Below are 23,582 nucleotides of genomic sequence, written 5' to 3'. Positions count from 1 at the left end.
CTTTTTAGAAGTAGAATAATCACTACTGCTACTGGGTACACCTAAAGTAAGACCCAGGCATTCTTAAGCTACCAAATATGCAAACTCCACGCCCGGGATATCAACGTGAGGTCTAAACCCAAGGCGCTCCTCGTAGGCATCTCTGAGACAATTGGCGGCGTACGCAGCGTCGCGCACTCGGACGATCAAGCTGTCGTGGACAGGAAGCGAGGGTACTTCACTCTCATTGTGTAGCCTCATCATCGTAGCAAAGAAGCATTCAGCCTCTTCGAACTGAAGGTTGGCCCAGTCCAGCTCGCCCTTCCTCAACTTCAACAAGACAGGGTGCTTCTTTGAGATCGCCTCGGTGATGTCCTTCAGCTTATGCCGTTTTTCTGGTGCCCAGCCATACTCGGACTTGAAGTTTTCCTTGAATCCCTTGGGCCATTGGGATGGTAGTTTGCCGCTGCCGATAGCTGTCACGATTACCTTTTTGATGATGTCTCTATGGATGCCCTCAATGGAATAGGGATCAGTCGTCCGGTCAGGAGATTCTCCCGATATCGAGTACAGGATGGAAAGATGGCTGGCGCGTACATCAATCTCTGTCGTTTCTTCTCCATCAATTCTGATACGTGCTCGCTCCTCTTTGGGCATCTCCATCCAGTTGTCATCTGAGGCACCGTAGAACCTGCCGCCAAGATTGAAGTCGAAGCCTCGGCGGTCACCACAATTGAATACGCGTCGGACCATAGGGGTATCAGATAGATTGTACTCGTGTCCGGACATGAGTTGGTTGAGGCGTCTTACCCGATCACATTGTACTCTGTATCCTTCGCCCTTCTGCTTAATCAGCTTGCCGCGTTCCGCATTGAATTGATCGGCCCCTTTGGAGGCCCGAACCTGTACGACATTTGCATGGCGATGACTGACTTCGAAGTGGTCTTTAACCGCTTTTGGCTCGACGCCATGATTGGATGCCAAATCTAGAAAGGAGGAAGTCGCTCTGAAGCGACGCGCCCTGCGATAGAATGGAACTCTTGCTCCTTCGAAATCATCACGAGCATCGATGTAGCCAGTCCTTTCCATCAAACTGAGTTCGGTCCAAAACGTGGTCAACTTCTCGAAGTTATCACTGCTGACAAGTGTTGAAGCCAGTTCCTCTCGATCAGCTGATCGATACATGAAGCCATGGGACTCCTCATTTGCGCTGTGTCGAAGGAGGTCAGCGGCCAAAGCGCCAACGGCCTGACTGAAAGAGAGATGGTCAGTTCGCCTTCGAGCACGCTTTCTAGGATGACTAGTTGCCTCATGAGCCAATGTTAGAGTCTGAATAGCGTCTATCCATGCCTTCGCAGCGTCCGAACGAGGGGAGCGATCGAATGTAGCCATTTTAGCGTTGTTTAGTATGTCGCGGTCGTAGTTAGCCATTCGCTCGGTGGCTCCATATTGTAGTTGAAGTTCGTGTGGATGAGGCGAACAGTGTCAGGTCACATCGGGAACATCGAAGTTAATCCTGAGAAGCGCATCTCTCAGTTCGTCAAGGCCAACACCACTGCCATACTGGGAAGAAGAAGACTTCTCACTGGAGTGCCCGAGGAGAGCTAGTTCGACCCTCTCACCAACCTTGGCTGCTCTCAGTGCATCCTTCATGTTGTGGCGTAGGCTGTAGACAACGTGCTTCGGATTGTCTGTGAACTTCCTCAGTCGCCTTCGAGTGGCTTGGCTGAAATTATCGTGGCTGCTGCTATCTGCATAGCTAGGAAAAAGAGCGCGTGAGGTAGGTGTGTTTGCTTTCAAACGACGCGCTACATGAAGCGCCCTACCGACCAGAGGGACTTTCCTGATACGAGATCGCTCTTTTACGGACCTCAAACCATGTGGCTTGATTTCGAAGTACGGTATTGGCTCATCTAAGAACAAATCATCCATAGTTAGACCCAATATCTCGGCGTTTTGTGCCCCTGAATGATGAATCAGGGTCCAGATATCCTGCAGTGTCCGGTTGTTTTCCAACTCTCGATACATGTCTTGGATCACGGTAGCTGGTAAGGGATGCCTCAAATCTACTGATGCATCATCCGGTTTGGGATACTTTAGCTTGTTGAAGGGGTTGTTGATATTGAGATCATGCTCCTCAATAGCCAACGAGAAAACCGCCTTAACGTCGTTGATGTTCCGTTTCGCAGAAGATGAAGACATTTTCTTAAGAAGGTTGTCTCTGAGCGCTCTGGCATGTGCACGAGTGACGTGTTTCAGAGCAATGTCTTGCTTAGTTACGCTGAGAAGATTGCGTTCGGCACGAACGATTCTCTGAACTTGTTTCTTCCGCTTGAACGCGTCCGGTTCTTGCTTCTCGTCCAGATAGAAGGCGAATGCTTGCTTTATGGTAAGCTCTGCATCGATGTTTTGAACCCCATACAGTAGGGCGGTAACCATCGCAGAGTCTTGAACAGACAGGTCTTCTGGCTCTGGATTTCCAGTCTCTGGGTTTGTTGGGTACTCGGAGAGAATGGCCTCCGCTCGTTCTGAGCGAGAAAGCTCTTCGTTGTCCGAACGCCCCTTAGAATACGGGTCGATACCAGCTTCAAGAAATTGGGCCTCGATAGCTGATTTGACCGCCCAAGTTTCGGCAGCCGAAGAGGTTGAACTCGTTGATTTAAATAGAAGTTCGACATGATCATGAACCGAAGGATAGTTCCGCATTGCCTCGGCTTCAGATTGACCCAAAACCTTAACAACTTCGGTCTTTCCGAGGGCTGCTTGAAGCCTGTCTGGGACCCTTCGGCGATACTTGTACGTACCGTTCTTTTCGATTCTGAGGTGTTTTACCACGAGTGTTCTTGTCATTGGCTTTGTGGACCTGATTGTGGACCTCACAAGGCCATCAATCCGGAAAAGCCAATTTATTTCAATAAGTTAGGCCTGTTAGATTGGTGCCCAGGAGAGGACTCGAACCTCCACGTCCATACAGACACTAGCACCTGAAGCTAGCGCGTCTACCAATTCCGCCACCTGGGCAGGTGTCGTGCAGGCGCGTTTAAGCCGACAGGCCTAAACCGTCAACTGGATTCGCGAAGAATCTTGAAAGTTTTTTGACAGCAACGGGCACACACAGTTTTCCAATGTATTTCGGCGATCAAATTGAACTAGGGTAGCGTTATTGCGACTTGTTTGCTGAGCGTGCGGATTGTAGATCAATCAAGACTAAGACAGCAGGAGCGCCAACATGTCTAAAATGGTCACTATTTACGGTGGATCAGGCTTTGTCGGCCGATACATAGCCCGTCGCATGGCCGTTGAAGGCTGGCGCGTAAGGGTCGCCGTCAGGCGACCGAATGAGGCGATGTTCGTCAAAACCTACGGGGTAGTCGGTCAGGTTGAGCCAATTCTATGCAATATTCGCGATGATGCTTCGGTTGCCGCCGCGATGCAGGGCGCTGAAGCCGTGGTGAATTGTGTTGGAGTTTTGAACGAGCTAGGCAAAAATGAATTCGATTCTGTGCAGGCCCAAGGCGCCGAGCGAATTGCCCGGCTGGCTGCAGAGAACGCGGTACTTCGCATGGTTCATTTATCCGCCATCGGAGCTGATGCTGGCGCGGACAGCGTGTATTCGCGCACTAAGGCGCAAGGCGAAGCCGGGGTTCGGGAGCACTTTCCAAATGCATTGATACTGCGCCCGTCGGTTATTTTTGGGAACGAAGATCAGTTCTTTAACCGATTTGCAGCCATGGCCAGAATGGGGCCGTTTCTTCCGCTGGTCGGGGCCGAAACACGGTTTCAACCGGTTTATGTCGATGACGTGGCCTGGGCTGCTGTAAAAGGTGTTTTGGGCGAGGCCGACGCAGGTGTTTATGAATTAGGCGGACCTGAAGTTAAAACTTTTCGCGCGCTGATGCAGCAGATGTTGGATGTTATTCACCGTCGGAGAGTCGTCGTGGGAATGCCGTTCTGGGCAGCACGGATAATGGCCGGAGTGCTGGACATTGTTAAGTTCGTAAGCTTTCAATTATTTCCCAACAACATTCTTACGCGCGATCAGGTTAGGAACCTGCGTCGTGATAACATCGTTTCGGATAACGCAAAGGGTTTTGACGATTTGGGTATCGAGCCGGCAGCGTTAGACTCTATTCTGCCTGAGTATCTTTGGAAGTATCGCCCCTCGGGTCAGTATGACGACATCCAGAATTCGGCAAAAAATATGCGGACTTAGTCACCAATATGCGATGCCCAAAAGGATGATCCCAAGAACTACCCGATAGATCACGTAGGGCGTAAAGCTGACACTGCGCAGAAGTCGCATCATCAGGCTTAGCGCAAGCAGCGCGGCAATGAACGCAAACGCTGCGGCGATCGCCCCATCGCGTGCTAGCTGAGCATCTGCATTACGCACAACGTCTACCGACAGCAGCGCGCCTGATGCCAAAATCGTAGGGATTGACATTAGCATGGCTAAGCGGGCGGCATCTTCGCGGCGATAGCCCAATTGCCGTGCGCCAGTGATTGTTATTCCGGATCGGGAAGTGCCTGGAATCAAAGCAATAACTTGCCACAACCCCATGATAACCGCGTCCCTGAAGCTCCAGCCCGATGCCTGTTTTGTTTGCGGTCCTTTCTGATCCATCCAGTACAGCAGCAATCCGAATCCCAGCATCGCCCAGCCGATCACGGCAACCGAACGAAGAGAGTGACCTAGGTCGTTAAAGAATAGGATTGCCCCCACAAGGACGGTCGGTATCGTTGCAAGGATCAAGCACATTGCAAGTTTGGCCTGCGGGGTTTCGATTCGACCTGCAAGGGCGGCAGGCAGGCCAATAAGGGCCTGTTTCACGTCGGTCCAAAAATACAATACTACGGCACCCAGTGTGCCAACATGGACCGCGACATCAATCGCAAGCCCCTGATCGTTGAGCCCGGTCAAGCCTGGTAGCAAGATCAAGTGACCAGAAGAAGAAATGGGCAAAAACTCAGTTATTCCCTGAATGATCGCAACAAGAATCAATTGAAAAAGACTCATTACCTGTCGTACCGCCTTCACGTGCTCTTTGTTTTCAATGGGTATAAGCGTGTTGCCCGAAAGGAAAGCATACAAATAGGTCCGATTCGGAACTAAATTTGCGATATTTTTTTTACTGAATCCATGGTGGAGCGATTGTTTTTTTCAAATAGGTAACTAATACTGACTTTTCAACTGCCTCACCTTCCCTTAAAGAGGCCGGACCAAACCATTTCATGGAGTCTGACCCGTGGCCAAGCAACCGATGCTGAAATTTGTGCAGATCGATCGTGCGATGCCTGAAAAGCGAGCCGCCGATGACCGCAAAGAAGACTTTGACGAAATCTATTCTGAATTCGCGGCTGAGAAAGCCGCCGAGCAGGCGAGCCGTTGTAGCCAGTGCGGAGTGCCATACTGCCAGTCACATTGCCCGCTGCATAATAATATTCCCGATTGGCTAAGATTGACCGCGATGGGCCGCTTGGAAGAGGCGTATCAAACCAGCCAAGCGACTAATACTTTCCCCGAGATTTGCGGCCGAATTTGTCCACAAGATCGCTTGTGCGAGGGTAACTGCGTGATTGAACAGTCGGGCCACGGAACAGTTACAATCGGCACGATAGAAAAATATATCACTGACACCGCTTGGGACAAAGGGTGGGTTCAGCCGGTCGCGCCCAACGCGGAACGCAGCGAAAGCGTCGGAATAATTGGGGGTGGACCCGGAGGTTTGGCCGCTGCTGACATGTTGCGCCGGGCGGGTATTCAGGTCACAGTCTATGATCGCTACGACCGGGCAGGAGGTCTGTTGATGTATGGCATCCCAGGCTTCAAGCTTGAAAAAGACATCGTACAACGTCGTAACGATCTGTTGGCAGACGGGGGAGTTGAATTCGAACTCAACTGCGATGTTGATGCTGCGAAATTCGCGGATATTCGAGCCAAGCATGACGCGATTGTAATAGCGACGGGTGTCTATAAGTCACGGGACTTGAATATGCCTGGAAGCGGATTGCCCGGAATTGAAAGGGCAATAGATTTCCTGACTGCTTCAAACAGAAAGAGCTTTGGCGACACTGTTGAGGAATTCGACAATGGTCGCCTGAACGCCGAAGGCAAAAAGGTCGTTGTGATCGGAGGGGGCGACACGGCAATGGACTGTGTGCGCACTTCAATCCGTCAGGGTGCGACATCTGTGAAATGCCTTTATCGCCGGGACCGTGCCAATATGCCAGGCTCGCAGCGTGAAACGCAGAACGCTGAGGAGGAGGGCGTGGTCTTTGAATGGCTCAGCGCGCCCAAAGGCTTTACCGGAGACGAAAAAGTTTCGGGAGTGATGGTGCAGAAAATGCGTTTGGGTCAGCCGGATGCGTCCGGCCGCCAAGCTCCTGAGGTAATTGAAGGCGCGGACTACGTTGAAGACGCTGATCTGGTGATTAAAGCATTGGGTTTCGAGCCCGAAGATCTTCCTGCACTGTTTGGTCAGCCAGACCTCCCAGTCACGCGTTGGGGAACGATTAAGGCCGCGTTCCAAACCGGCGAGACCGAGATGGAGGGCGTCTATGCCATCGGTGACATCGTCCGTGGTGCGTCTCTGGTCGTTTGGGCTATACGTGACGGGCGCGATTGCGCAGAAGCGATCATCGACCGCTTAAACGTAAAGGCATCGATAGCAGCCGAGTAACTTTAAGCCAGCGACAGGAGCTTTCGTAATGCCCGAATTGCAAGGCCAATGTATGTGCGGTGCAGTTACACTTACCGCGACCCCGGCAAAGGATGCGCTGGGCGCGTGCCATTGCGACCAGTGCCGCCGTTGGACAAGCTCTATGCTAGTAACTTTTCCGGCTGAGCAGGGATACGCCGCGTTGGGTCCGGTCAAGGTACACAAATCATCAGATTGGGCCGAACGCGCATTTTGTTCGGAATGCGGATCGGCACTGTGGTACCGGATTACTCTTTCCGGTGAGATGCATGGACACACGCAAATGGCCGCCGGTTTGTTCGAAAATGCTATCGGCAGCCCACTGAAACTTGAACTTTATATCGACAAAAAACCTGAGGGTTACGCGTTCGAAGGCGAACGCCGACAAATGACGACTGCTGAGGTGGAGGCAATGTACGCCCCGCCGGAAGAAGGAGACAGCCAATGACCAAATACGACGCGAATTGGGTGCAAGCCGAAACAAATAAACGAGCTTGGATGGCCGAAAACAGTCTCTATTCTAAAGAGGAAGAGCATTCCTCGTGCGGAGTCGGACTTGTTGTCTCGATCGACGGAAAGAAAAGCCGAAAGGTTGTTGACGCGGGCATCGACGCGCTAAAGGCTATTTGGCACCGTGGGGCCGTTGATGCGGATGGTAAAACTGGTGACGGTGCAGGCATCCATGTTCAGATTCCGGCTCCATTCTTTTACGACCAAATTCGTCGAACAGGGCATGAACCCAAGTTGGACGAGTTAATTGCTGTAGGTCAGGTATTTCTTCCGCGGACAGACTTTGGCGCTCAGGAACAATGCCGCACTATTGTGGAAACCGAAGTCCTTAGAATGGGGTATTACATTTACGGCTGGCGCCACGTCCCAGTCGATGTGACCTGTTTGGGAGAAAAGGCTAACGCAACAAGACCCGAAATTGAACAGATTCTGATTTCGAATTCCAAGGGCGTAGACGAAGACACTTTTGAACGCGAGCTGTACGTGATCCGCCGCCGAATTGAAAAGGCGGCAATGGCGTCAGGGATCTCCGATCTGTATCTGGCCTCGCTCAGCTGCAGGTCAATAATTTACAAGGGCATGATGCTTGCCGAACAGGTTGCTGTTTTTTACCCCGACCTTATGGATGAGCGGTTCGAAAGCGCATTTGCAATCTATCACCAGCGCTACTCGACCAACACATTCCCGCAATGGTGGTTGGCGCAGCCGTTCCGTATGTTGGCTCATAACGGCGAAATCAATACGCTGAAAGGCAACATCAACTGGATGAAAAGCCACGAGATCCGCATGGCAAGTGGCACATTTGGCGACTACGCAGAAGACATTAAGCCAATCATCGCTGGCGGATCGTCAGATTCAGCCGCATTAGACTCTGTATTCGAAGTTTTGGTGCGGGCCGGTCGATCTGCCCCAATGGCAAAGACAATGCTGGTACCGGAAAGCTGGTCCAAGCAAGCGGTCGAACTTCCTCAAGCGTGGCGCGATATGTACTCCTACTGCAACTCAGTGATGGAGCCTTGGGATGGTCCCGCCGCATTGGCCATGACCGACGGCCGCTGGGTTTGTGCAGGGCTTGACCGAAATGGCCTGCGTCCGATGCGTTATGTCGTGACAGGGGACGGCCTTGTGATAGCCGGTTCCGAAGCTGGCATGGTTCCCATTGATGAAGCCAGCGTGGCTGAAAAAGGCGCACTGGGCCCCGGCCAAATGTTGGCTGTCGACATGAAAAAGGGAAAGCTGTTCCGAGATAAACAGATCAAGGACAAGCTGGCTGCAGCTCTGCCGTTTGGTGAGTGGGTCGGAAAGATCAATGATCTGGACGACACTTTGGCGGGTGTAACAGAAACACCTAAGTTTTCTGGCGCAGAACTGCGGAAGCGACAGATTGCAGCCGGATATTCCGTCGAAGAACTGGAACAGATACTCGCGCCCATGGCCGAGGACGGTAAAGAAGCGTTAGCGTCGATGGGCGATGACACTCCGTCTGCCGTCCTTTCAAAACAGTATCGCCCGCTAAGCCATTTCTTCCGCCAAAACTTTAGCCAAGTGACTAACCCACCGATTGACAGTTTGCGTGAATACCGGGTCATGTCGCTGAAAACCCGGTTCGGCAACCTTAAGAATGTGCTGGACGAAGACAGCAGCCAAACCGAGATCATCGTATTGGAAAGCCCTTTTGTCGGGAATGCGCAATGGGACAAGTTAGTCGAGAATTTTAACGCTCCTCAGGCCGAGATTGATTGCAGCTTTGAACCGGGCTCAGGTGCACTAAGCGCCGCTTTGGCCCGAGTTAGAGCCGAAGCGGAAGAGGCCGTACGCTCGGGTGCCGGGCATCTGGTGTTGTCTGACATGCAGTCGGGCGAAGGTCGTGTTGCGATGCCTATGATCCTGGCGACAAGCGCGGTGCACTCGCATCTTACTCGACAAGGTTTGCGGACGTTTTGTTCGTTGAACGTCCGTTCTGCGGAATGTGTCGATCCACATTACTTCGCGGTTTTGATTGGCTGCGGCGCGACCGTAGTAAACGCCTATCTGGCTGAAGACTCGCTCGCCGACCGAATTGAGCGTGGTCTGTTGGATGGCACCTTGACCGAAAACGTTGCTCGGTATCGCGAGGCGATTGACCAAGGTCTGCTGAAGATCATGGCAAAGATGGGGATATCAGTGATCTCATCTTATCGTGGCGGTCTGAACTTCGAGGCTGTCGGGCTAAGTCGGGCAATGGTCGCAGAATATTTCCCGGGCATGACCAGTCGCATCTCGGGCATAGGTGTTACCGGAATTCAGGCAAAGGCAGAGGAAATTCACGCCAAAGGATGGGAAGACGGCCTGGACGTATTGCCCATTGGTGGGTTCTACAAGGCCCGTCAGTCGGGTGAGACGCACGCTTGGGAAGCGACTTCGATGCATATGATGCAAATGGCCTGCAACAAAGCGTCGTATGAGCTTTGGAAGCAATACTCAGCGAAAATGCAGTCCAACCCACCGATCCACCTACGTGATCTGATGGACTTCAAACCTTTGGGTAAACCAGTGCCGATTGAAGAGGTCGAATCGATTACCTCGATCCGCAAACGGTTTGTGACCCCTGGCATGTCGCTGGGCGCGCTAAGCCCAGAGGCACACAAGACGCTGAACGTGGCAATGAACCGGATCGGCGCAAAGTCCGACTCGGGTGAGGGAGGAGAAGACCCGGCGCATTTCATTCCGGAACCGAATGGCGACAACCCTTCGGCCAAAATTAAACAGGTCGCGTCAGGCCGGTTCGGCGTGACGGCCGAATACCTTAACCAGTGCGAAGAGCTAGAGATCAAGGTTGCTCAGGGTGCGAAGCCCGGCGAGGGTGGTCAGCTGCCTGGTATGAAGGTCACGGATCTGATCGCGCGTCTGCGGCATTCGACCAAGGGCGTGACTTTGATCTCGCCCCCGCCGCATCATGATATTTATTCGATCGAAGATCTGGCCCAGCTGATCTATGACCTGAAACAAATTAACCCTCGCTGCAAAGTAACCGTGAAACTGGTGGCGTCTTCTGGTGTAGGCACGATTGCCGCCGGCGTGGCCAAGGCGAAGGCGGACGTAATTCTGATATCGGGTCACAATGGCGGCACTGGCGCATCTCCTGCGACCTCGATTAAGTATGCAGGTCTACCGTGGGAGATGGGCCTGACCGAGGCTCATCAGGTTCTGGCGATGAACAACCTGCGGGATCGCGTAACATTGCGCACTGACGGTGGGTTGCGAACGGGTCGCGATATTGTCATGGCTGCGATGATGGGAGCTGAGGAGTACGGCATTGGAACCGCCGCTCTTATCGCTATGGGATGCATCATGGTGCGGCAGTGCCAGTCGAATACCTGCCCGGTTGGTGTCTGTACGCAGGACGAAAGCTTGCGCGCCAAGTTTACCGGTAATGCGGACAAGGTGGTGAACCTGATCACTTTCTATGCTCAGGAAGTTCGCGAATTGCTTGCCAGCCTTGGTGCGCGTTCTGTTGATGAGATTATTGGCCGAGCAGATTTACTGGCGCAGGTCAGCCGGGGATCGGCGCATCTCGATGATCTGGACCTCAATCCACTGCTAATCACGGTCGATGGAGCGCACGACATCGTCTACAATCGTGACAAGAACAGGAATGCCGTGCCGGATACGCTTGACGCCGAAATCGTACGAGACGCCGCAAGGTTTCTTAAGGATGGCGAAAAAATGCAGCTTTCCTATGCTGTCCAAAATACACACCGGACCGTAGGTACACGTGTATCCAGCCACATAGTGCAAAATTTCGGGATGCGGAACACGTTCCAATCGGACCACCTGCACGTGAAACTGCAAGGTTCCGCGGGCCAGTCACTTGGGGCATTCGCAGCACCGGGACTTAAGCTGGAAGTGTCGGGCGACGCTAACGATTATGTCGGTAAGGGCCTTTCAGGTGGTACTATTGTTGTGCGTCCTCCGCAGGTCAGTCCGCTCAAGGCAGATGAAAATACCATTATCGGCAACACTGTTTTGTATGGTGCCACAGATGGTTACCTATTTGCGGCAGGACGTGCTGGTGAACGATTTGCTGTCCGAAATTCCGGTGCAAATGTGGTGATCGAAGGCTGCGGTTCGAACGGATGTGAGTACATGACCGGCGGAGTTGCCGTGATTCTAGGTGACATCGGAGCAAATTTTGGCGCGGGTATGACAGGTGGTATGGCCTATCTGTATGACCCTGAAGTCAAGGCGCAGTTATTGATGAACACGGAAACGCTTGTGGTTTGTCCTGTAACGGTTGATCATTGGGAAACACAACTGAAGTCCCTCATCGAACGACATGCTGACGAAACCAAGAGCCGAAAGGCAAGCGATATTCTGCAGCATTGGGAAGTTGAAAAAGGTAATTTTCTGCAGGTTTGCCCTAAGGAAATGTTGAATAAGCTGAGCTATCCATTATCGGCTGAAGTCACAGCGGTGCCCGCAGAATAATCGGCATTGCCTACGAAATATTCGAGCCTCCACATGTTGTTCACGCGACGCGGAGGTTCGATTTCCCAGACATGTACAACCATCTTGCAGTGCTTAATGTACTAGGCCTGACTTAAGTTATGGGCGAAATTGGGTCCTCATCGCGGCCCACCGACTTATAGGCGGCAAGACGCAGACTGAAATTTAGAACTTTTCCGGGAACTACAGACGTTGGTGGGCAAATGCTATAGACATTTCGCTGCGCGAGGCTTGCAATACGGTGAATTAGGCCTTTCCTCACGTCCCCGCGGCGGCGTATAGCAGGGGCATGGCAAAGAAAGCAGTCCGCAAATCTCGCGGTCGAAAGAAACAGGTATCTCAGTCAAAAAAACGAGCCTCGTTTCTGGGGTTGATCAGGCGCTGGGTTGTGCGCATCGCGCTGGGATTTGCAGTACTATTTTTAGTGCTTGTGCTACTCTACTCTGTTGTTAATCCACCCATTACGCATACGATTTGGTCGGAATGGCGTCGGTTGGGTCAAGTCGAACGGGATTGGGTTTCTTTCGACGAAATCGCGCCTGTAATGGCGCGTTCAGCTGTTGCGGCCGAGGATGCAAATTTCTGCCTACACTGGGGGTTTGACGTCGAGGCGATACGCGATGCTTTGGAAGATGGAGGGTCAAGGGGGGCTTCTACCATCTCTCAACAAGTGGTGAAGAATGTCTTTCTTTGGCAGGGACGTAGTTGGGTTCGAAAGGCTTTGGAGACTACGATGACTCCGGTGGTTGAAATAATCTGGACCAAGCAACGTATTCTTGAGGTGTATTTGAATGTTGCCGAAACTGGACAAGGCGTTTTCGGGGTCGAAGCAGCCGCTCAGAGATACTATGGCGTAAGCGCCGCCAAGTTGACACCAGTTCAGGCGGCGAGGTTGGCAGCAATCCTGCCCTCGCCACGTAACAGGTCGGTTACAGACCCCTCGACGCGGACACGCCGACGCGCAGCATCAATTTTGGATGGTGCGGCCACCATCCGCGCAGATGGTCGCGCGGATTGCTTCGAGGATTGAAACTTCTGTCCATCAAAGGCTAAAGCTGAAGCAGGTTATCTGGTTTGATTGGAAGTCCATGGCGCGTTTGTTTCATGTCCCCTTGTCCCCATTTTGCCGAAAAGTCCGGCTTTCATTGGCAGAAAAGAAGATCGAAGTCGAATTGGTCGAAGAAAGGTACTGGGAGCAGGGTTCTGATTTCTTGCGCCGGAACCCGGCGGGTAAAGTGCCTGTGTTGCGACTTGATGGGAATGTCATGGCAGAGAGTAGTGCGATCTGTGAGTATATTGAAGAAACGCGTCCAGATCCCCCACTGATGCCCAAAACGCCAGAAGCCAGATACGAAGTACGGCGACTGATTGGTTGGTTCGATGACAAGTTTCACAACGAAGTCACTTCGAAGCTGTTGTATGAGCGGGTAAACAAAAAGGTGACTGGCCAAGGTTACCCGGACAGCAAGAATGTCAAAGAAGGAGCCCGCGCAATCAAATACCATTTGGACTACATGTCATGGCTATTGGATCATCGCCGGTGGCTGGCCGGAGATCAGATGACTTTGGCGGATTTTACTGCAGCCTCGCATTTGTCCGCTTTGGACTATATTTCAGACGTTGATTGGAACCGAAGCCGGGCAGTTAAGGATTGGTACGCGAAAATCAAATCCCGACCGGCGTTCCGATCAATTCTGGCCGATCAAGTGCCAGGGTTCCGTCCTCCGGCCCATTACGCTGATCTGGATTTCTGATAGGATTGTTTAAAAGGGTCGGTCCGCCATCGTTAGCCCGCGGATTTAGTTCACCCCCAATGGGTTTTTGCGACCAATGAAGAGCGGATTGGAGTTGAAAGAACGGCTGGTGGCCCAAGCCCTGTCGGAGGGGTTTGTCTCGTGCCGCTTATGTCGGCCATGGGATGTCCCTCATGTTCCAGCACAGCTGCAGACGTATCTGGAAAAAGGGTATCATGGGCAGATGACATGGATGGCGGAGCGTGTTCACTGGCGTGGCGATCCTGCCAAGCTATGGCCCGAGGCCAGGTCCGTAGTTATGTTGGCTGAAAGTTATGCACCCGAGCATGATCCGACCGAGGTGCTAAACCATCCGGATCTCGGCGCGATATCAGTATACGCCCAGAACAAAGACTACCATGATGTGGTGAAAAAACGACTGAAGCGATTGGCGCGGTGGCTGATTTCAGAAGCAGGGGGCGAAGTGAAGGTGTTTGTAGACACCGCTCCGGTGCCAGAAAAGGCGTTGGGCCATGCTTCGGGGTTGGGATGGCAAGGGAAGCACACGAACTTGGTCAGTCGAGAATGGGGAAATTGGGCCTTTTTGGGCTCTGTTTTTACTACATTGGACATACCAGTGGACGTTGCCGAGATTGACCACTGCGGATCGTGCCGCGCTTGTTTAAACGCCTGTCCCACGAATGCGTTTCCAGCCCCTTATCAGTTAGATGCTCGACGTTGCATCTCATATCTGACGATCGAACATAAAGGGCCGGTGGATGCCGAACTCCGTCCCTTGATGGGCAACCGGATTTACGGATGCGACGATTGTTTGGCGGCATGTCCGTGGAATAAGTTTGCGGTCTTGGCCAGCGACATGCGTTATGCAGCGCGAGATGATCTTGCGGCACCAAGTTTGGCGAAACTCGCCAAGCTGGATGACGCTGAATTTCGCAATAAATTCTCGGGTTCTCCAATCAAACGCATCGGTCGGAATAGGTTTGTTCGCAATGTATTGTACGCGATTGGCAATTCAGGTTTGACTGAATTGCGAGTGACAGCGCAAGCATTGTGTGACGATCAGGATCCTGTTGTGGCAGATGCCGCGCGCTGGGCTGTAAGTCAGCTGTCATAAACGCCGCAAACAGGCTGGACGCGGCGTATTTAACCGCTACACCCGACGTTAAAGAAGAAATGGAGGGCCCGATGGCTTTGGCTTTGGGTGTTGATACGGGCGGTACTTTTACAGATGCCGTTCTGGTACGGGATGAGAACGAAGTTGTGGCCTCTGCCAAGTCACTAACGACCAGAGAGGATTTGGCAATCGGCGTGGGCAAAGCGATTTCTGCCGTTTTGGATGCAGCGAAGGTCCACCCTGAACAGATTGCGTTGGCGTCCTTGTCGACCACACTTGCAACCAACGCGCTGGTTGAAGGACAGGGTGGACGTGTTGCGCTGATATACATCGGTTTCAAAGAAAGTGATCTTGACAGACATGGTTTGAAGGACGCTCTGAAAGGGGACCCGGTATTAGTATTGGGCGGCGGTCACAATCATGCAGGCAGCGAAGCCGCACCTTTGGACGAAACCGACCTTTTGAATTTTTTAGACTCTGATTTAGGGGTTTCAGGCTATGCTATTGTCGGGCAGTTTGCGACTCGAAACCCTGTGCATGAACTTCAGGCCGCGAAAATAATTTCGGATCGGACGGGGGTGCCGGTTACGTGTTCGCACCATCTTTCCGCTAAGCTGAATGGGCCAAAGCGGGCGGTTACTGCGGTGCTGAATGCCCGATTGATTGGCATGATCGACCGCCTTATCGGGCGGGCGCAGGATAGATTGACTGACTTGGGTATAACCGCTCCGATGATGGTGGTGCGCGGCGACGGTGCGCTGATGAGCGCCGAACAGGCGCGTGAGCGACCAATCGAAACCATTCTTAGCGGACCGGCTGCGTCGATAGTTGGGGCACGATGGTTGACTGGCGCGCAAAACGCATTGGTGTCGGATATAGGTGGCACGACTACTGATGTCGCGCTGATACGCGATGGGAAACCGGCCATTGATCCTGCGGGTGCGCAAGTGGGTGGATTTCGCACCATGGTCGAAGCAGTTGCCATGCGGACCCAAGGTTTGGGCGGCGACAGTCAGGTTCATGTCGTTACAGAAGGACTGCAAGGTGGGGTACTTCTTGGCCCACGTCGCGTACTGCCAGTTTCGTTGATCGCCATTGAAGCACCTGAGATCGTGCATTCTGCTTTGGATCAACAACTTCAGGCGACAACTGTGGGTGAGCACGACGCCCGGTTTGCGCGGAGGGTGCCCGGTATCCCAACAGACGGCGCTGGAGAACGGGAAGAAAGGTTGCTTGCACGAATCGGTGATCAGGTTTTGCCGCTCGATCAACTATTGCGGACCCGAATGGAGTACGCTGCTTTGAACCGGTTGGTGGACAGGGGGATAGTGCAGGTGTCTGGCATCACTCCATCTGATGCCAGCCACGTTTTGGGCCGCCTTTCCGAATGGGACGAGAAAGCAGCCCACAAAGCACTCGAACTTGTTGCACGCAAAAGAGTGGGATCAGGAGATCCATTGGCAGCATCACCAGAAAAGCTGGCTCAGATGATTGTGGATCAGCTTACAGAACAAACGTCATTTGCCTTATTAGAGACTGCTTTCTCGGAAGAGTTTGAAAAATTTTCGCTTTCGCCGAAAGAATTGGCGCACCACGTCCTGACAAGACTAGGGCTGGCAAAACACCGGGGCCTGCTTGCGCTGGATGCTGCGTTGAATGTCGATGTAGTCGGGTTAGGGGCGTCTGCTCTCAGTTATTATCCTGCTGTCGGAAAGAGGCTGCATTGCCAGATGATCCTACCGGATCATGCAGGGGTAGCCAACGCAATTGGAGCTGTCGTTGGTAGGGTGACGCTACGAAGATCGGGAACAGTTACATCGCCTTCCGAAGGGAGTTTCCGGGTTCATCTGGAAGACGGTCCGCAGGATTTTTCCGACGTACAGGTAGCATTAGAGCTTCTAACGAGCGTTCTGCGGCGCGATGCTGAGAACGCTGTGAAAGAGGCCGGAGCCGAAGATATTCGCATGACAGTGGCCCAGGATATTCGAACTGCAAGTGTCGAAGCGCGGGAAGTTTTCGTGGAGGCGCTGATTACCGTCGAAGCTAGCGGCCGGCCTCGGGTTGCCTTGGGCTAGCGCCCCTATCTTGCAAGGGGCGCTTGTATTATTCAGCTGCGCTTGATCGTTTGGGCACAACCCAGTTGGCTCGGGGGAAATGACAGGTATAGCCGTTGGGAATTCTGACCAAATAGTCCTGATGCTCAGGTTCGGCCTCCCAGAAATCGCCAACTGGCTCGACTTCGGTAACTACTTTACCCGGCCATAAGCCACTAGCGTCAACATCTGCTATTGTGTCATCAGCGACTTGTTTCTGTGCGTCGTCCGAATAGTAGATCGCTGAGCGGTAGCTCATGCCGATATCATTTCCTTGGCGATTCACCGTAGTTGGATCGTGAATCTGGAAGAAAAATTCCAGAAGTTCACGATAAGTGATTTCAGAGGGGTCGAACCAAATCTCGATCCCTTCCGCATGGGTGCCGTGGTTGCGATAAGTGGCATTTGGCACATCGCCACCTGTATATCCGACGCGGGTGCGTTTCACCCCGGGTAGCTTACGGATCAGGTCTTGCATTCCCCAGAAGCAGCCACCAGCCAGAACAGCGCGTTGTTCGGTCATTGGATTTCCTCCACATGGATCAAATATTCACCGTAGCCTTCGGCCTCCATCTCGTCGCGATGAACGAACCGCAAAGCCGCGGAATTGATGCAGTAACGTAGCCCGCCATGTTCGCGTGGGCCGTCAGGAAAAACATGCCCAAGGTGGCTATCCGCAAATTTAGAGCGAACTTCTGTCCGGATCATACCAAGCGAATGGTCTTGAAGTTCCTCGACATGCTCGTGAACAATCGGCTTGGTAAAGCTGGGCCAACCGCATCCGGATTCGTATTTGTGAGTCGAGGCAAAAAGCGGTTCTCCGGAAACGATGTCCACATAAATCCCCGGTTCCTTGTTATTCAACAACTTACCCGTTCCGGGTCGTTCGGTACCACTGCGTTGTGTGACGTGAAATTCTTCGGGAGAGAGGGCTGCAATGGCCTCGGGGTCCTTGGTGTAACGGGTCATGGCTCCTCCGGTGATGATCCAATTGTCCTACTAATTTGGTATATTCCGGCGAAAATCAAAGTCATATTGCAGGCATTTTCCACGGACTTGCGGTGATCTGCCAGTCAATTTGGCGCGTATTAACATATAAAGGAGGTAACGAAATGCTCAGACTGCTTCTACTGACCGCGTTGTTGTTGCTTGCCCGTATCGTTCAGGCAGCTCCGCTAACTGGTACTTTCGAGTCAATAGACGGCGGAACGCTGTCTATCGAAGATTGGAGAGGGCAACCAATCCTGGTCGTAAACACAGCTTCCCAGTGTGGTTTCACAGGTCAGTATTCGGCGTTGCAAAACCTGTACGAAACGTACTCGGAACAAGGCCTTGTCGTCCTTGCGGTTCCTTCGGACTCGTTCAAACAAGAATTGGCGTCGGCTGAAGAAGTGAAACGCTTCTGTGAATTCAATTTTGGGCTGACACTTCCAATGACCGAAATAACACCCGTCAAAGGTGAAAATGCTCACCCTTTTTACAAAGCGGTTGCTGATCAGACTGGCTTTGCACCAGCATGGAACTTTAACAAAATTCTGATCGATTCAGAGGGATCGGTTATTGCGACCTGGGGAGCGAATACCAAACCTAATTCACGAAAAGTTGTGCGTCAGATCGAGGCTTTGCTGCGCTGAACTGGTTGCCTGGACAGTTGAACCGCTAAAATACCCACCGTCGTTATGGCGACACCCACGGCGTCAAGGTACCCGAGTGTTTCGCCGAGAAGCAGAGCGGCAATCGTGACGCCAAAGACCGGGTTCAAGAAGTGGAAAGTTGCCGCGCGAATGGCACCGATCCGATTGAGAAGCTGAAACCAAATGAGTGTGGCAAGCAGGCCCGGGAACAAGATTGTGTAGGTAAATGCTGTCATCCACTGCAAGTTTGGCCGGATGTAAATCGTTTCAAAAACCGGCGCCGCTAAGAAAAGCACAGCTGACCCTATGATCATTTGAAGCCCAACAACCATCATGAAATTGCCACCGGAGGTAGCGCTGCGCACGGCCAGTGTGGCAAATGCCAATGCCAATGCTCCTATGCCGCACAAAGCGACTCCGAACAGGTCGACACCTGAACTGATCCGATTACCCATGATCAATGCGACCCCGGCGAATCCAGCAATCAAACCAGCAACGCCTAACGGGCGCAGTTTTTCTTTGAGAAATAGCCAGCTTGCCAGAGCGACAAGCAACGGCATTGTGGATGCTACTATCGCCGCGACCGAAGCTTCGACTGTTTGCATGGCATAGAAATTCAGACCCAAGTAAAGGGCGTTCTGGCAAATTCCAAATAGGATCGTTGCCCGCCACTGGTCACGTGTCAGGTTCCAGCTCTGGCCCATGGCACGCGCTATTGCGATGCCGATCAGTCCCGAAATGAGAAATCTGAGCGCCAGCGAGAATAAGGGTGAAGCGTCCGCCACTATGATCCGGGCCGACGTAAAGGCTGAGGACCAGATAAGGGCAAAAACCAACCCCATACCGATGGCACGCAGATCCATCTGAGACTCCCGAGAAATTCCAGGGGACTGTTTCCCATTTTCAGTAGGGTCGCAAGCGTCAATCTGAGGCATAGTGACCGGGCTGTTGACGTTTTCGATTGTTAATGAGGTGTGTCGGTATGGTGGAGTAATATTTGAACGAATTTCTTGGCACGCGGTCCTGCAAAACACCAACCAAACAAAGGTTGGTAGGCAGGCGCGTTACAAATCTCAGGGAATTTGGATGTTTCGGTGTCGGCTGTTTCGTGCAGTTAATTCTCAACTTCTGTCATGCATGGAAAAGGGGCCACCCGACGGCAGCCCCTGAACGCTTTCGTAGAAAACGAATTAGCCGTTTACGCTGTCTTTCAACGCCTTTGCGATAGTCATCTTGACCACCTTATCGGCTTCTTTTTTGAACTGTTCGCCTGTGGCTGGGTTGCGCACCATACGCTCTGGGCGCTCGCGGCAGTAGATTTTACCGACGCCAGGCAGGGTCACTGCACCGCCCGCCGACACTTCGCGAGTGATCAGGCCGGTCATGGCCTCCAGCGCGGCGTTCGCGGACTTCTTGTCGGTTCCCATTTCCTCAGCGAGAGCAGCAACCAGCTGAGTCTTTGTCATAGGCTTTGCCATTTCTTGGTCTCCTTAACGTGCCCGATAGATAGGGCCTCACCGCGTAACTTTAACGGGATATTGTGGTCAAACACAACGAATAGTAGCGCCAAAAACCATAAAAATATGGGGAAATCGTTGCTTTTTTACGTCAGAGAAAGGCAGTTTCGTCGAAAGAACGCAATTTCCGACTGTGCAGACGCTCTAGGGGCATGCCGCGAAGGTGCTCCATAGCGCGAATTCCAATCGCTAAATGACGGCTTACCTGAGTTGTGTAAAAGGATGAAGCCATGCCTGGCAATTTCAGTTCTCCGTGCAGTGGTTTGTCTGAAACGCAAAGCAATGTCCCATACGGAACGCGAAAACGATAGCCATTTGCGGCGATCGTCGCGCTCTCCATATCCAACGCAATCGCGCGCGATTGGCTGAGCCGTTGCACTGGCCCGGACTGGTCGCGAAGTTCCCAGTTGCGGTTGTCAACCGAAGCAACAGTACCGGTACGCATTATACGCTTAAGTTCGTAACCCTCCAGTTCGGTTACTTCTGCCACTGCGCGTTCCAGTGCGACTTGAACCTCAGCCAGAGGCGGGATAGGAACCCAAACCGGTAAATCGTCGTCCAGAACCTTGTCCTCGCGCAAATAAGCGTGGGCCAGGACAAAGTCGCCCAATGCCTGCGTATTCCGCAGACCTGCGCAATGTCCGACCATCAACCAAGAGTGTGGGCGCAAAACTGCAATGTGGTCTGTTGCAGTTTTGGCATTCGAAGGTCCAACGCCAATGTTGACCAAAGTGATACCGGATCCGTCAGCACGCTTTAGGTGGTAGGTCGGCATTTGAGGCAGCTTTAACGGCTGTTCGAGCTTTTGGTTAGGTTCAGATATTTCCACATTTCCGGTTGAAACAAAGCTGGTGTAGCCACTGTCGGGGTCGGCGAGTTGCTCACGAGCATAATTTTCGAACTCGGACACGTAAAACTGATAGTTTGTAAACAGGACATGGTTTTGGAAGTGGCTGGGGTCGGTCGCCGTATAATGAGCAAGCCTTGCCAGCGAATAGTCGACGCGCTGAGCGGTAAACAGAGATAACGGACCCACACTGTCTTCGCCGTCATAAACTCCGTTTACGATGTCATCATTGGTGGTAGTCAGATCAGGAACATCAAAGACATCGCGCAACGTGAAACCAGCTGCGCCCTGATGCGGAACGTGAAGACCCGGATTATTGGCAACCGCGAAATGAACCGGGATTGGTGTATCTGACGCACCGATTGAAACCGGTTGATCATGATTTTTGATCAACAAAGCAATCTGTTGGGTCAGGTAAGATCTGAACAGATCCGGTCTTGTTACTGTTGTTGCATGAACACCCGGTTCCGAGACGTGACCGAAACTCAAGCGGCTGTCTACTTGTGCGTATGATGACGTTTCTATTCGAATCTCTGGGTAGTAGGCTCTAAACCGAAGGTTTGGAGCATCCCCGTCCATTGATTTAGCAAAGTTTTCGCACAAGAAACGGGTTGCTGATTGATACAATTCTTCGAGACGGGCAACCGCCGCACCCGGATCGGTGAACTGTGCAGATTTGGGAATGTCGGGCGTTACAATTTTTGTCATGCTAACGGTTCCAAAAGATCAATCTTTTTAAATGTGCGGACATCCACCAACCCAATGTCTGAAATCCGCAGCTCGGGGATCACGACAAGCGCCAGCAGAGAATGTTGCATGTACGCGTTGTTGAGGCGGCAACCGCAGGCTTGCATGGCCGCGACCATGTTTTCGGCTTTGGCTGCGACTTGGGCGGCGGGGCTGTCTGACATTAGGCCAGCAACGGGAAGCTCTACCAAAGCAAGCTCTTGCCTATCTCGAAATATCGTGATGCCGCCGCCCACTTCGGCCAATCGGTTAGCGGCCATCGCCATTTGTTCACGGTCGGTGCCCACGACGATCATGTGGTGGCTGTCGTGCGCCACCGTCGAGGCCATCGCCATTTTGCCTTGATACCCAAAGCCTGAGACAAAGGCGTTGGTTACACCTCCGGTCGCGCGGTGCCGCTCGACCAAGGCAATTTGGCAAACCTCATCCTCGCCCTCCACCAAACCCTCGATGATAGGCAGTTCCACCTTCAATGCTTTGGTTGGCGCCTGATTTTCCACGACTCCGATAACATTGGCCTTCACTCGGTTGGCTCCTTTAGGAGCTTGAATCTCAAAATCTGAGGAAGTCAGCTTATGTCCCAGATGTACGGTATTTCGTGCGGAGGCCGGCCAATTCAAATGAGGGCAATCGACGGTGATCGAGCCGTCTTGAGCCACTATCTGACCACGCGCAATAACAGTCTCGATGGGAAGCAGAGATAAATCTGAGCTGAGAATCACGTCGGCCCTACGTCCAGGGGTAATAGACCCAATCTCTCGCTCCAAACCAAAATGAGTGGCTGTATTGATTGTCGCCATCTGTATGGCAACCAACGGATCGCAGCCACAAGCGATCGCATGCCGGACGACTCGGTTCATGTGTCCTTCATTGACCAGCGTACCTGAATGGCAATCATCGGTACAAAGAATAAAGCTGCGGGGATCCAATCCTTTTTCGGTCACCGCGGTGATCTGGCTTTCTACGTCATACCATGCCGAGCCGAGTCGCATCATCATTCGCATCCCTTGGCGGACCCGCGCAATGGCATCTTCCTCACATGTACCTTCGTGATCGTCGGCAGGGCCACCCGCAGCATAAGCCGAAAAAGCAGACCCTAAATTGGGCGAAGCGTAGTGACCGCCGACAACTTTTCCAGAATTCTGAGTTGCTGCGATTTCGGCCAGCATTTTGGCATCGCCATTGATGACACCCGGGAAATTCATCATTTCGCCCAGCCCAATTATGCCGGGCCAGCTCATAGCCTCAACGACGTCTTCGGGTGTGATTTCGTATCCGGTCGTCTCCAATCCCGGCGCGGATGGCGCACAGGATGGCATCTGAGTGAATATGTTCACCGGTTGCATCATCGCCTCGTCATGCATCATACGCACGCCATCCAGCCCAAGGACATTCGCGATTTCATGAGGGTCTGTGAACATGGAGGTCGTGCCATGAGGGATTACTGCACGCGCAAATTCGGCAGGGGTTAACATGCCAGATTCAATATGCATGTGCCCATCACACAAACCCGGCATCATATAGCGCCCGCTCGCTTCAACGATCTCGGTGTTTGGACCGATGCAATGACTTGCATCCGGACCAACAAACGCAATACGCCCTTGTGCAATTGCTATGTCATGGTCGGGTAACAACTCTCGGCTGTGCACATTTACCCAGACGCCGCCGCGAATAGCCATATCGGCAGCATCCCGGCCTGCGGCAACAGCGATCAGACGATGGGCGGAGTCGGGCCAACTGGGGAGAGGTGCAATTTCCATGGCCCAACTTTCACCAATGCGGAAGAAGGTGCAACCCCGCAAAACGGGTATCATAAAACCATCATTAAGTGCTGACCCAGGCAGTACTCAAGGACGTCGTTGATCGTTAGTGCCCGACAGACGGAAGCCCCGAAAAGTTCCGAAAATGATCAGTGAGTCTGGCTAGGAACCGTTGGTTTGTGCTGCTGTGGAGGCAATTGGCTCCGGATCCAATTGGCAAATACAACGGCTCCGGGTGTCTCTTCGGCGGCAGGCGATAACAATAGGTAGTAGGCTTCAGCCATGGGCGCACGATGATCAAACGGTGCGATCAAGCGCCCCTCGTCGATTAGGCCCTTGGCAATAGCGTCATGAGCCAGGCAAAGGCCGCCACCCGCAGCAGCAACCGAAAGGCAAACCAGATAGGTCGTAGCATATGTTATTGGTGGATTTGTCCATGTTAGA

Annotated in this window: 19 protein-coding genes and 1 tRNA gene; 9 read left to right on the top strand and 11 right to left on the bottom strand. The window is 52.7% G+C overall.

Annotated features, from left to right (window positions below):
• Positions 1–63: 63 nt before the first annotated feature.
• The 3 genes from AC2FNV_RS09830 to AC2FNV_RS09820 form a co-directional block, all read right to left on the bottom strand.
• On the bottom strand, positions 64–1,410 hold the full coding sequence (locus AC2FNV_RS09830; protein WP_170481220.1) for a hypothetical protein: 1,347 nt from the start codon (positions 1,408–1,410) through the stop codon (positions 64–66).
• A 54-nt stretch (positions 1,411–1,464) separates the two neighbouring features.
• A complete protein-coding gene (locus AC2FNV_RS09825) occupies positions 1,465–2,829 on the bottom strand; it encodes a hypothetical protein (protein WP_496773150.1) in 1,365 nt (454 codons plus the stop codon).
• An 84-nt stretch (positions 2,830–2,913) separates the two neighbouring features.
• A tRNA-Leu gene (locus tag AC2FNV_RS09820) sits at positions 2,914–3,000 on the bottom strand.
• A gap of 208 nt (positions 3,001–3,208) precedes the next feature.
• Between AC2FNV_RS09820 and AC2FNV_RS09815 the strand changes: the two genes are divergently transcribed.
• Positions 3,209–4,192: a complex I NDUFA9 subunit family protein gene (locus AC2FNV_RS09815; protein WP_170606583.1), complete on the top strand. Its 984-nt coding sequence runs from the start codon at positions 3,209–3,211 to the stop codon at positions 4,190–4,192.
• Here the strand turns inward: AC2FNV_RS09815 and AC2FNV_RS09810 are convergent, their stop codons facing one another.
• Positions 4,193–4,996, bottom strand: coding sequence for an undecaprenyl-diphosphate phosphatase (locus AC2FNV_RS09810; RefSeq protein ID WP_170606585.1), 804 nt, complete (start codon positions 4,994–4,996; stop codon positions 4,193–4,195). It abuts the gene before it with no gap.
• Positions 4,997–5,225: 229 nt separating this feature from the next.
• Between AC2FNV_RS09810 and AC2FNV_RS09805 the strand changes: the two genes are divergently transcribed.
• The 7 genes from AC2FNV_RS09805 (at position 5,226) to AC2FNV_RS09775 (ending at position 16,615) form a co-directional block, all read left to right on the top strand.
• Entirely contained in the window at positions 5,226–6,659 is a 1,434-nt protein-coding gene (locus AC2FNV_RS09805) for an NAD(P)-dependent oxidoreductase (protein ID WP_170481228.1), read from the top strand.
• A 28-nt stretch (positions 6,660–6,687) separates the two neighbouring features.
• Positions 6,688–7,125 carry a GFA family protein gene (locus tag AC2FNV_RS09800; RefSeq protein ID WP_170606589.1) on the top strand — a complete coding sequence of 146 codons (438 nt, stop codon included), beginning with the start codon at positions 6,688–6,690 and terminating at the stop codon, positions 7,123–7,125.
• The gene (gene gltB, locus AC2FNV_RS09795) at positions 7,122–11,654 is read left to right on the top strand and encodes a glutamate synthase large subunit (RefSeq protein WP_170606591.1); all 4,533 of its coding nucleotides are present in this window, start codon (positions 7,122–7,124) and stop codon (positions 11,652–11,654) included. The genes AC2FNV_RS09800 and gltB overlap by 4 nt, the downstream gene beginning before the upstream one ends.
• A 307-nt stretch (positions 11,655–11,961) precedes the next feature.
• Entirely contained in the window at positions 11,962–12,702 is a 741-nt protein-coding gene (gene mtgA / locus AC2FNV_RS09790; RefSeq protein ID WP_170481234.1) for a monofunctional biosynthetic peptidoglycan transglycosylase, read from the top strand.
• Positions 12,703–12,760: 58 nt separating this feature from the next.
• Positions 12,761–13,426, top strand: coding sequence for an FtsZ-binding protein FzlA (gene fzlA / locus AC2FNV_RS09785; protein ID WP_170606593.1), 666 nt, complete (start codon positions 12,761–12,763; stop codon positions 13,424–13,426).
• Between the two features lie 76 nt (positions 13,427–13,502).
• Positions 13,503–14,540: a tRNA epoxyqueuosine(34) reductase QueG gene (queG, locus tag AC2FNV_RS09780; RefSeq protein ID WP_496773146.1), complete on the top strand. Its 1,038-nt coding sequence runs from the start codon at positions 13,503–13,505 to the stop codon at positions 14,538–14,540.
• 71 nt (positions 14,541–14,611) lie between these two features.
• Positions 14,612–16,615, top strand: coding sequence for a hydantoinase/oxoprolinase family protein (locus AC2FNV_RS09775; RefSeq protein ID WP_170606597.1), 2,004 nt, complete (start codon positions 14,612–14,614; stop codon positions 16,613–16,615).
• 28 nt (positions 16,616–16,643) lie between these two features.
• Here AC2FNV_RS09775 and msrA read toward each other — a convergent pair whose 3' ends face one another.
• On the bottom strand, positions 16,644–17,156 hold the full coding sequence (msrA, locus tag AC2FNV_RS09770) for a peptide-methionine (S)-S-oxide reductase MsrA (RefSeq protein WP_170606599.1): 513 nt from the start codon (positions 17,154–17,156) through the stop codon (positions 16,644–16,646).
• A complete protein-coding gene (gene msrB, locus AC2FNV_RS09765; RefSeq protein ID WP_170606601.1) occupies positions 17,153–17,602 on the bottom strand; it encodes a peptide-methionine (R)-S-oxide reductase MsrB in 450 nt (149 codons plus the stop codon). The genes msrA and msrB overlap by 4 nt, the downstream gene beginning before the upstream one ends.
• 143 nt (positions 17,603–17,745) lie before the next feature.
• Between msrB and AC2FNV_RS09760 the strand changes: the two genes are divergently transcribed.
• The gene (locus tag AC2FNV_RS09760; protein ID WP_170606603.1) at positions 17,746–18,267 is read left to right on the top strand and encodes a glutathione peroxidase; all 522 of its coding nucleotides are present in this window, start codon (positions 17,746–17,748) and stop codon (positions 18,265–18,267) included.
• On the opposite strand, the gene AC2FNV_RS09755 is transcribed toward AC2FNV_RS09760, so the two are convergent.
• From AC2FNV_RS09755 to AC2FNV_RS09735, 5 genes are all read right to left on the bottom strand, one after another.
• The gene (locus tag AC2FNV_RS09755) at positions 18,243–19,130 is read right to left on the bottom strand and encodes a DMT family transporter (protein ID WP_170606605.1); all 888 of its coding nucleotides are present in this window, start codon (positions 19,128–19,130) and stop codon (positions 18,243–18,245) included. The genes AC2FNV_RS09760 and AC2FNV_RS09755 overlap by 25 nt on opposite strands.
• A gap of 327 nt (positions 19,131–19,457) precedes the next feature.
• Entirely contained in the window at positions 19,458–19,745 is a 288-nt protein-coding gene (locus AC2FNV_RS09750; RefSeq protein ID WP_010442901.1) for an HU family DNA-binding protein, read from the bottom strand.
• Positions 19,746–19,875: 130 nt separating this feature from the next.
• A complete protein-coding gene (locus AC2FNV_RS09745; RefSeq protein ID WP_170606606.1) occupies positions 19,876–21,339 on the bottom strand; it encodes an AMP nucleosidase in 1,464 nt (487 codons plus the stop codon).
• Positions 21,336–23,138 (bottom strand): adenine deaminase, encoded by a 1,803-nt coding sequence (gene ade / locus AC2FNV_RS09740; protein ID WP_496773180.1) that lies wholly within the window; start codon positions 23,136–23,138, stop codon positions 21,336–21,338. Before ade ends, AC2FNV_RS09745 begins: the two co-directional genes overlap by 4 nt.
• Positions 23,139–23,287: 149 nt before the next feature.
• Positions 23,288–23,582, bottom strand: a 295-nt coding sequence (locus tag AC2FNV_RS09735; RefSeq protein ID WP_496773143.1) for a LysR substrate-binding domain-containing protein, incomplete at its 5' end; no start/stop codon positions are given.

The sequence above is a fragment of the Ruegeria sp. BHSA163 genome (genome assembly GCF_059613365.1).
The sequence above is the reverse complement of the archived record's forward strand: the minus strand, read 5'-3'. Positions and strand labels throughout refer to the sequence as shown.

Excerpts from the sequence above, each read along its gene's own strand:
- AC2FNV_RS09810 (WP_170606585.1), bottom strand. The coding sequence starts at position 4,996 with ATGAGTCTTTTTCAATTGATTCTTGTTGCGATCATTCAGGGAATAACT.
- AC2FNV_RS09745 (WP_170606606.1), bottom strand. The coding sequence starts at position 21,339 with ATGACAAAAATTGTAACGCCCGACATTCCCAAATCTGCACAGTTCACC.
- AC2FNV_RS09760 (WP_170606603.1), top strand. The coding sequence starts at position 17,746 with ATGCTCAGACTGCTTCTACTGACCGCGTTGTTGTTGCTTGCCCGTATC.
- mtgA (WP_170481234.1), top strand. The coding sequence starts at position 11,962 with ATGGCAAAGAAAGCAGTCCGCAAATCTCGCGGTCGAAAGAAACAGGTA.
- AC2FNV_RS09815 (WP_170606583.1), top strand. The coding sequence starts at position 3,209 with ATGTCTAAAATGGTCACTATTTACGGTGGATCAGGCTTTGTCGGCCGA.
- AC2FNV_RS09775 (WP_170606597.1), top strand. The coding sequence starts at position 14,612 with ATGGCTTTGGCTTTGGGTGTTGATACGGGCGGTACTTTTACAGATGCC.
- fzlA (WP_170606593.1), top strand. The coding sequence starts at position 12,761 with ATGGCGCGTTTGTTTCATGTCCCCTTGTCCCCATTTTGCCGAAAAGTC.
- gltB (WP_170606591.1), top strand. The coding sequence starts at position 7,122 with ATGACCAAATACGACGCGAATTGGGTGCAAGCCGAAACAAATAAACGA.
- ade (WP_496773180.1), bottom strand. The coding sequence starts at position 23,138 with ATGGAAATTGCACCTCTCCCCAGTTGGCCCGACTCCGCCCATCGTCTG.
- msrA (WP_170606599.1), bottom strand. The coding sequence starts at position 17,156 with ATGACCGAACAACGCGCTGTTCTGGCTGGTGGCTGCTTCTGGGGAATG.
- queG (WP_496773146.1), top strand. The coding sequence starts at position 13,503 with ATGAAGAGCGGATTGGAGTTGAAAGAACGGCTGGTGGCCCAAGCCCTG.
- AC2FNV_RS09755 (WP_170606605.1), bottom strand. The coding sequence starts at position 19,130 with ATGGATCTGCGTGCCATCGGTATGGGGTTGGTTTTTGCCCTTATCTGG.
- AC2FNV_RS09800 (WP_170606589.1), top strand. The coding sequence starts at position 6,688 with ATGCCCGAATTGCAAGGCCAATGTATGTGCGGTGCAGTTACACTTACC.
- AC2FNV_RS09825 (WP_496773150.1), bottom strand. The coding sequence starts at position 2,829 with ATGACAAGAACACTCGTGGTAAAACACCTCAGAATCGAAAAGAACGGT.
- msrB (WP_170606601.1), bottom strand. The coding sequence starts at position 17,602 with ATGACCCGTTACACCAAGGACCCCGAGGCCATTGCAGCCCTCTCTCCC.
- AC2FNV_RS09830 (WP_170481220.1), bottom strand. The coding sequence starts at position 1,410 with ATGGCTAACTACGACCGCGACATACTAAACAACGCTAAAATGGCTACA.
- AC2FNV_RS09750 (WP_010442901.1), bottom strand. The coding sequence starts at position 19,745 with ATGGCAAAGCCTATGACAAAGACTCAGCTGGTTGCTGCTCTCGCTGAG.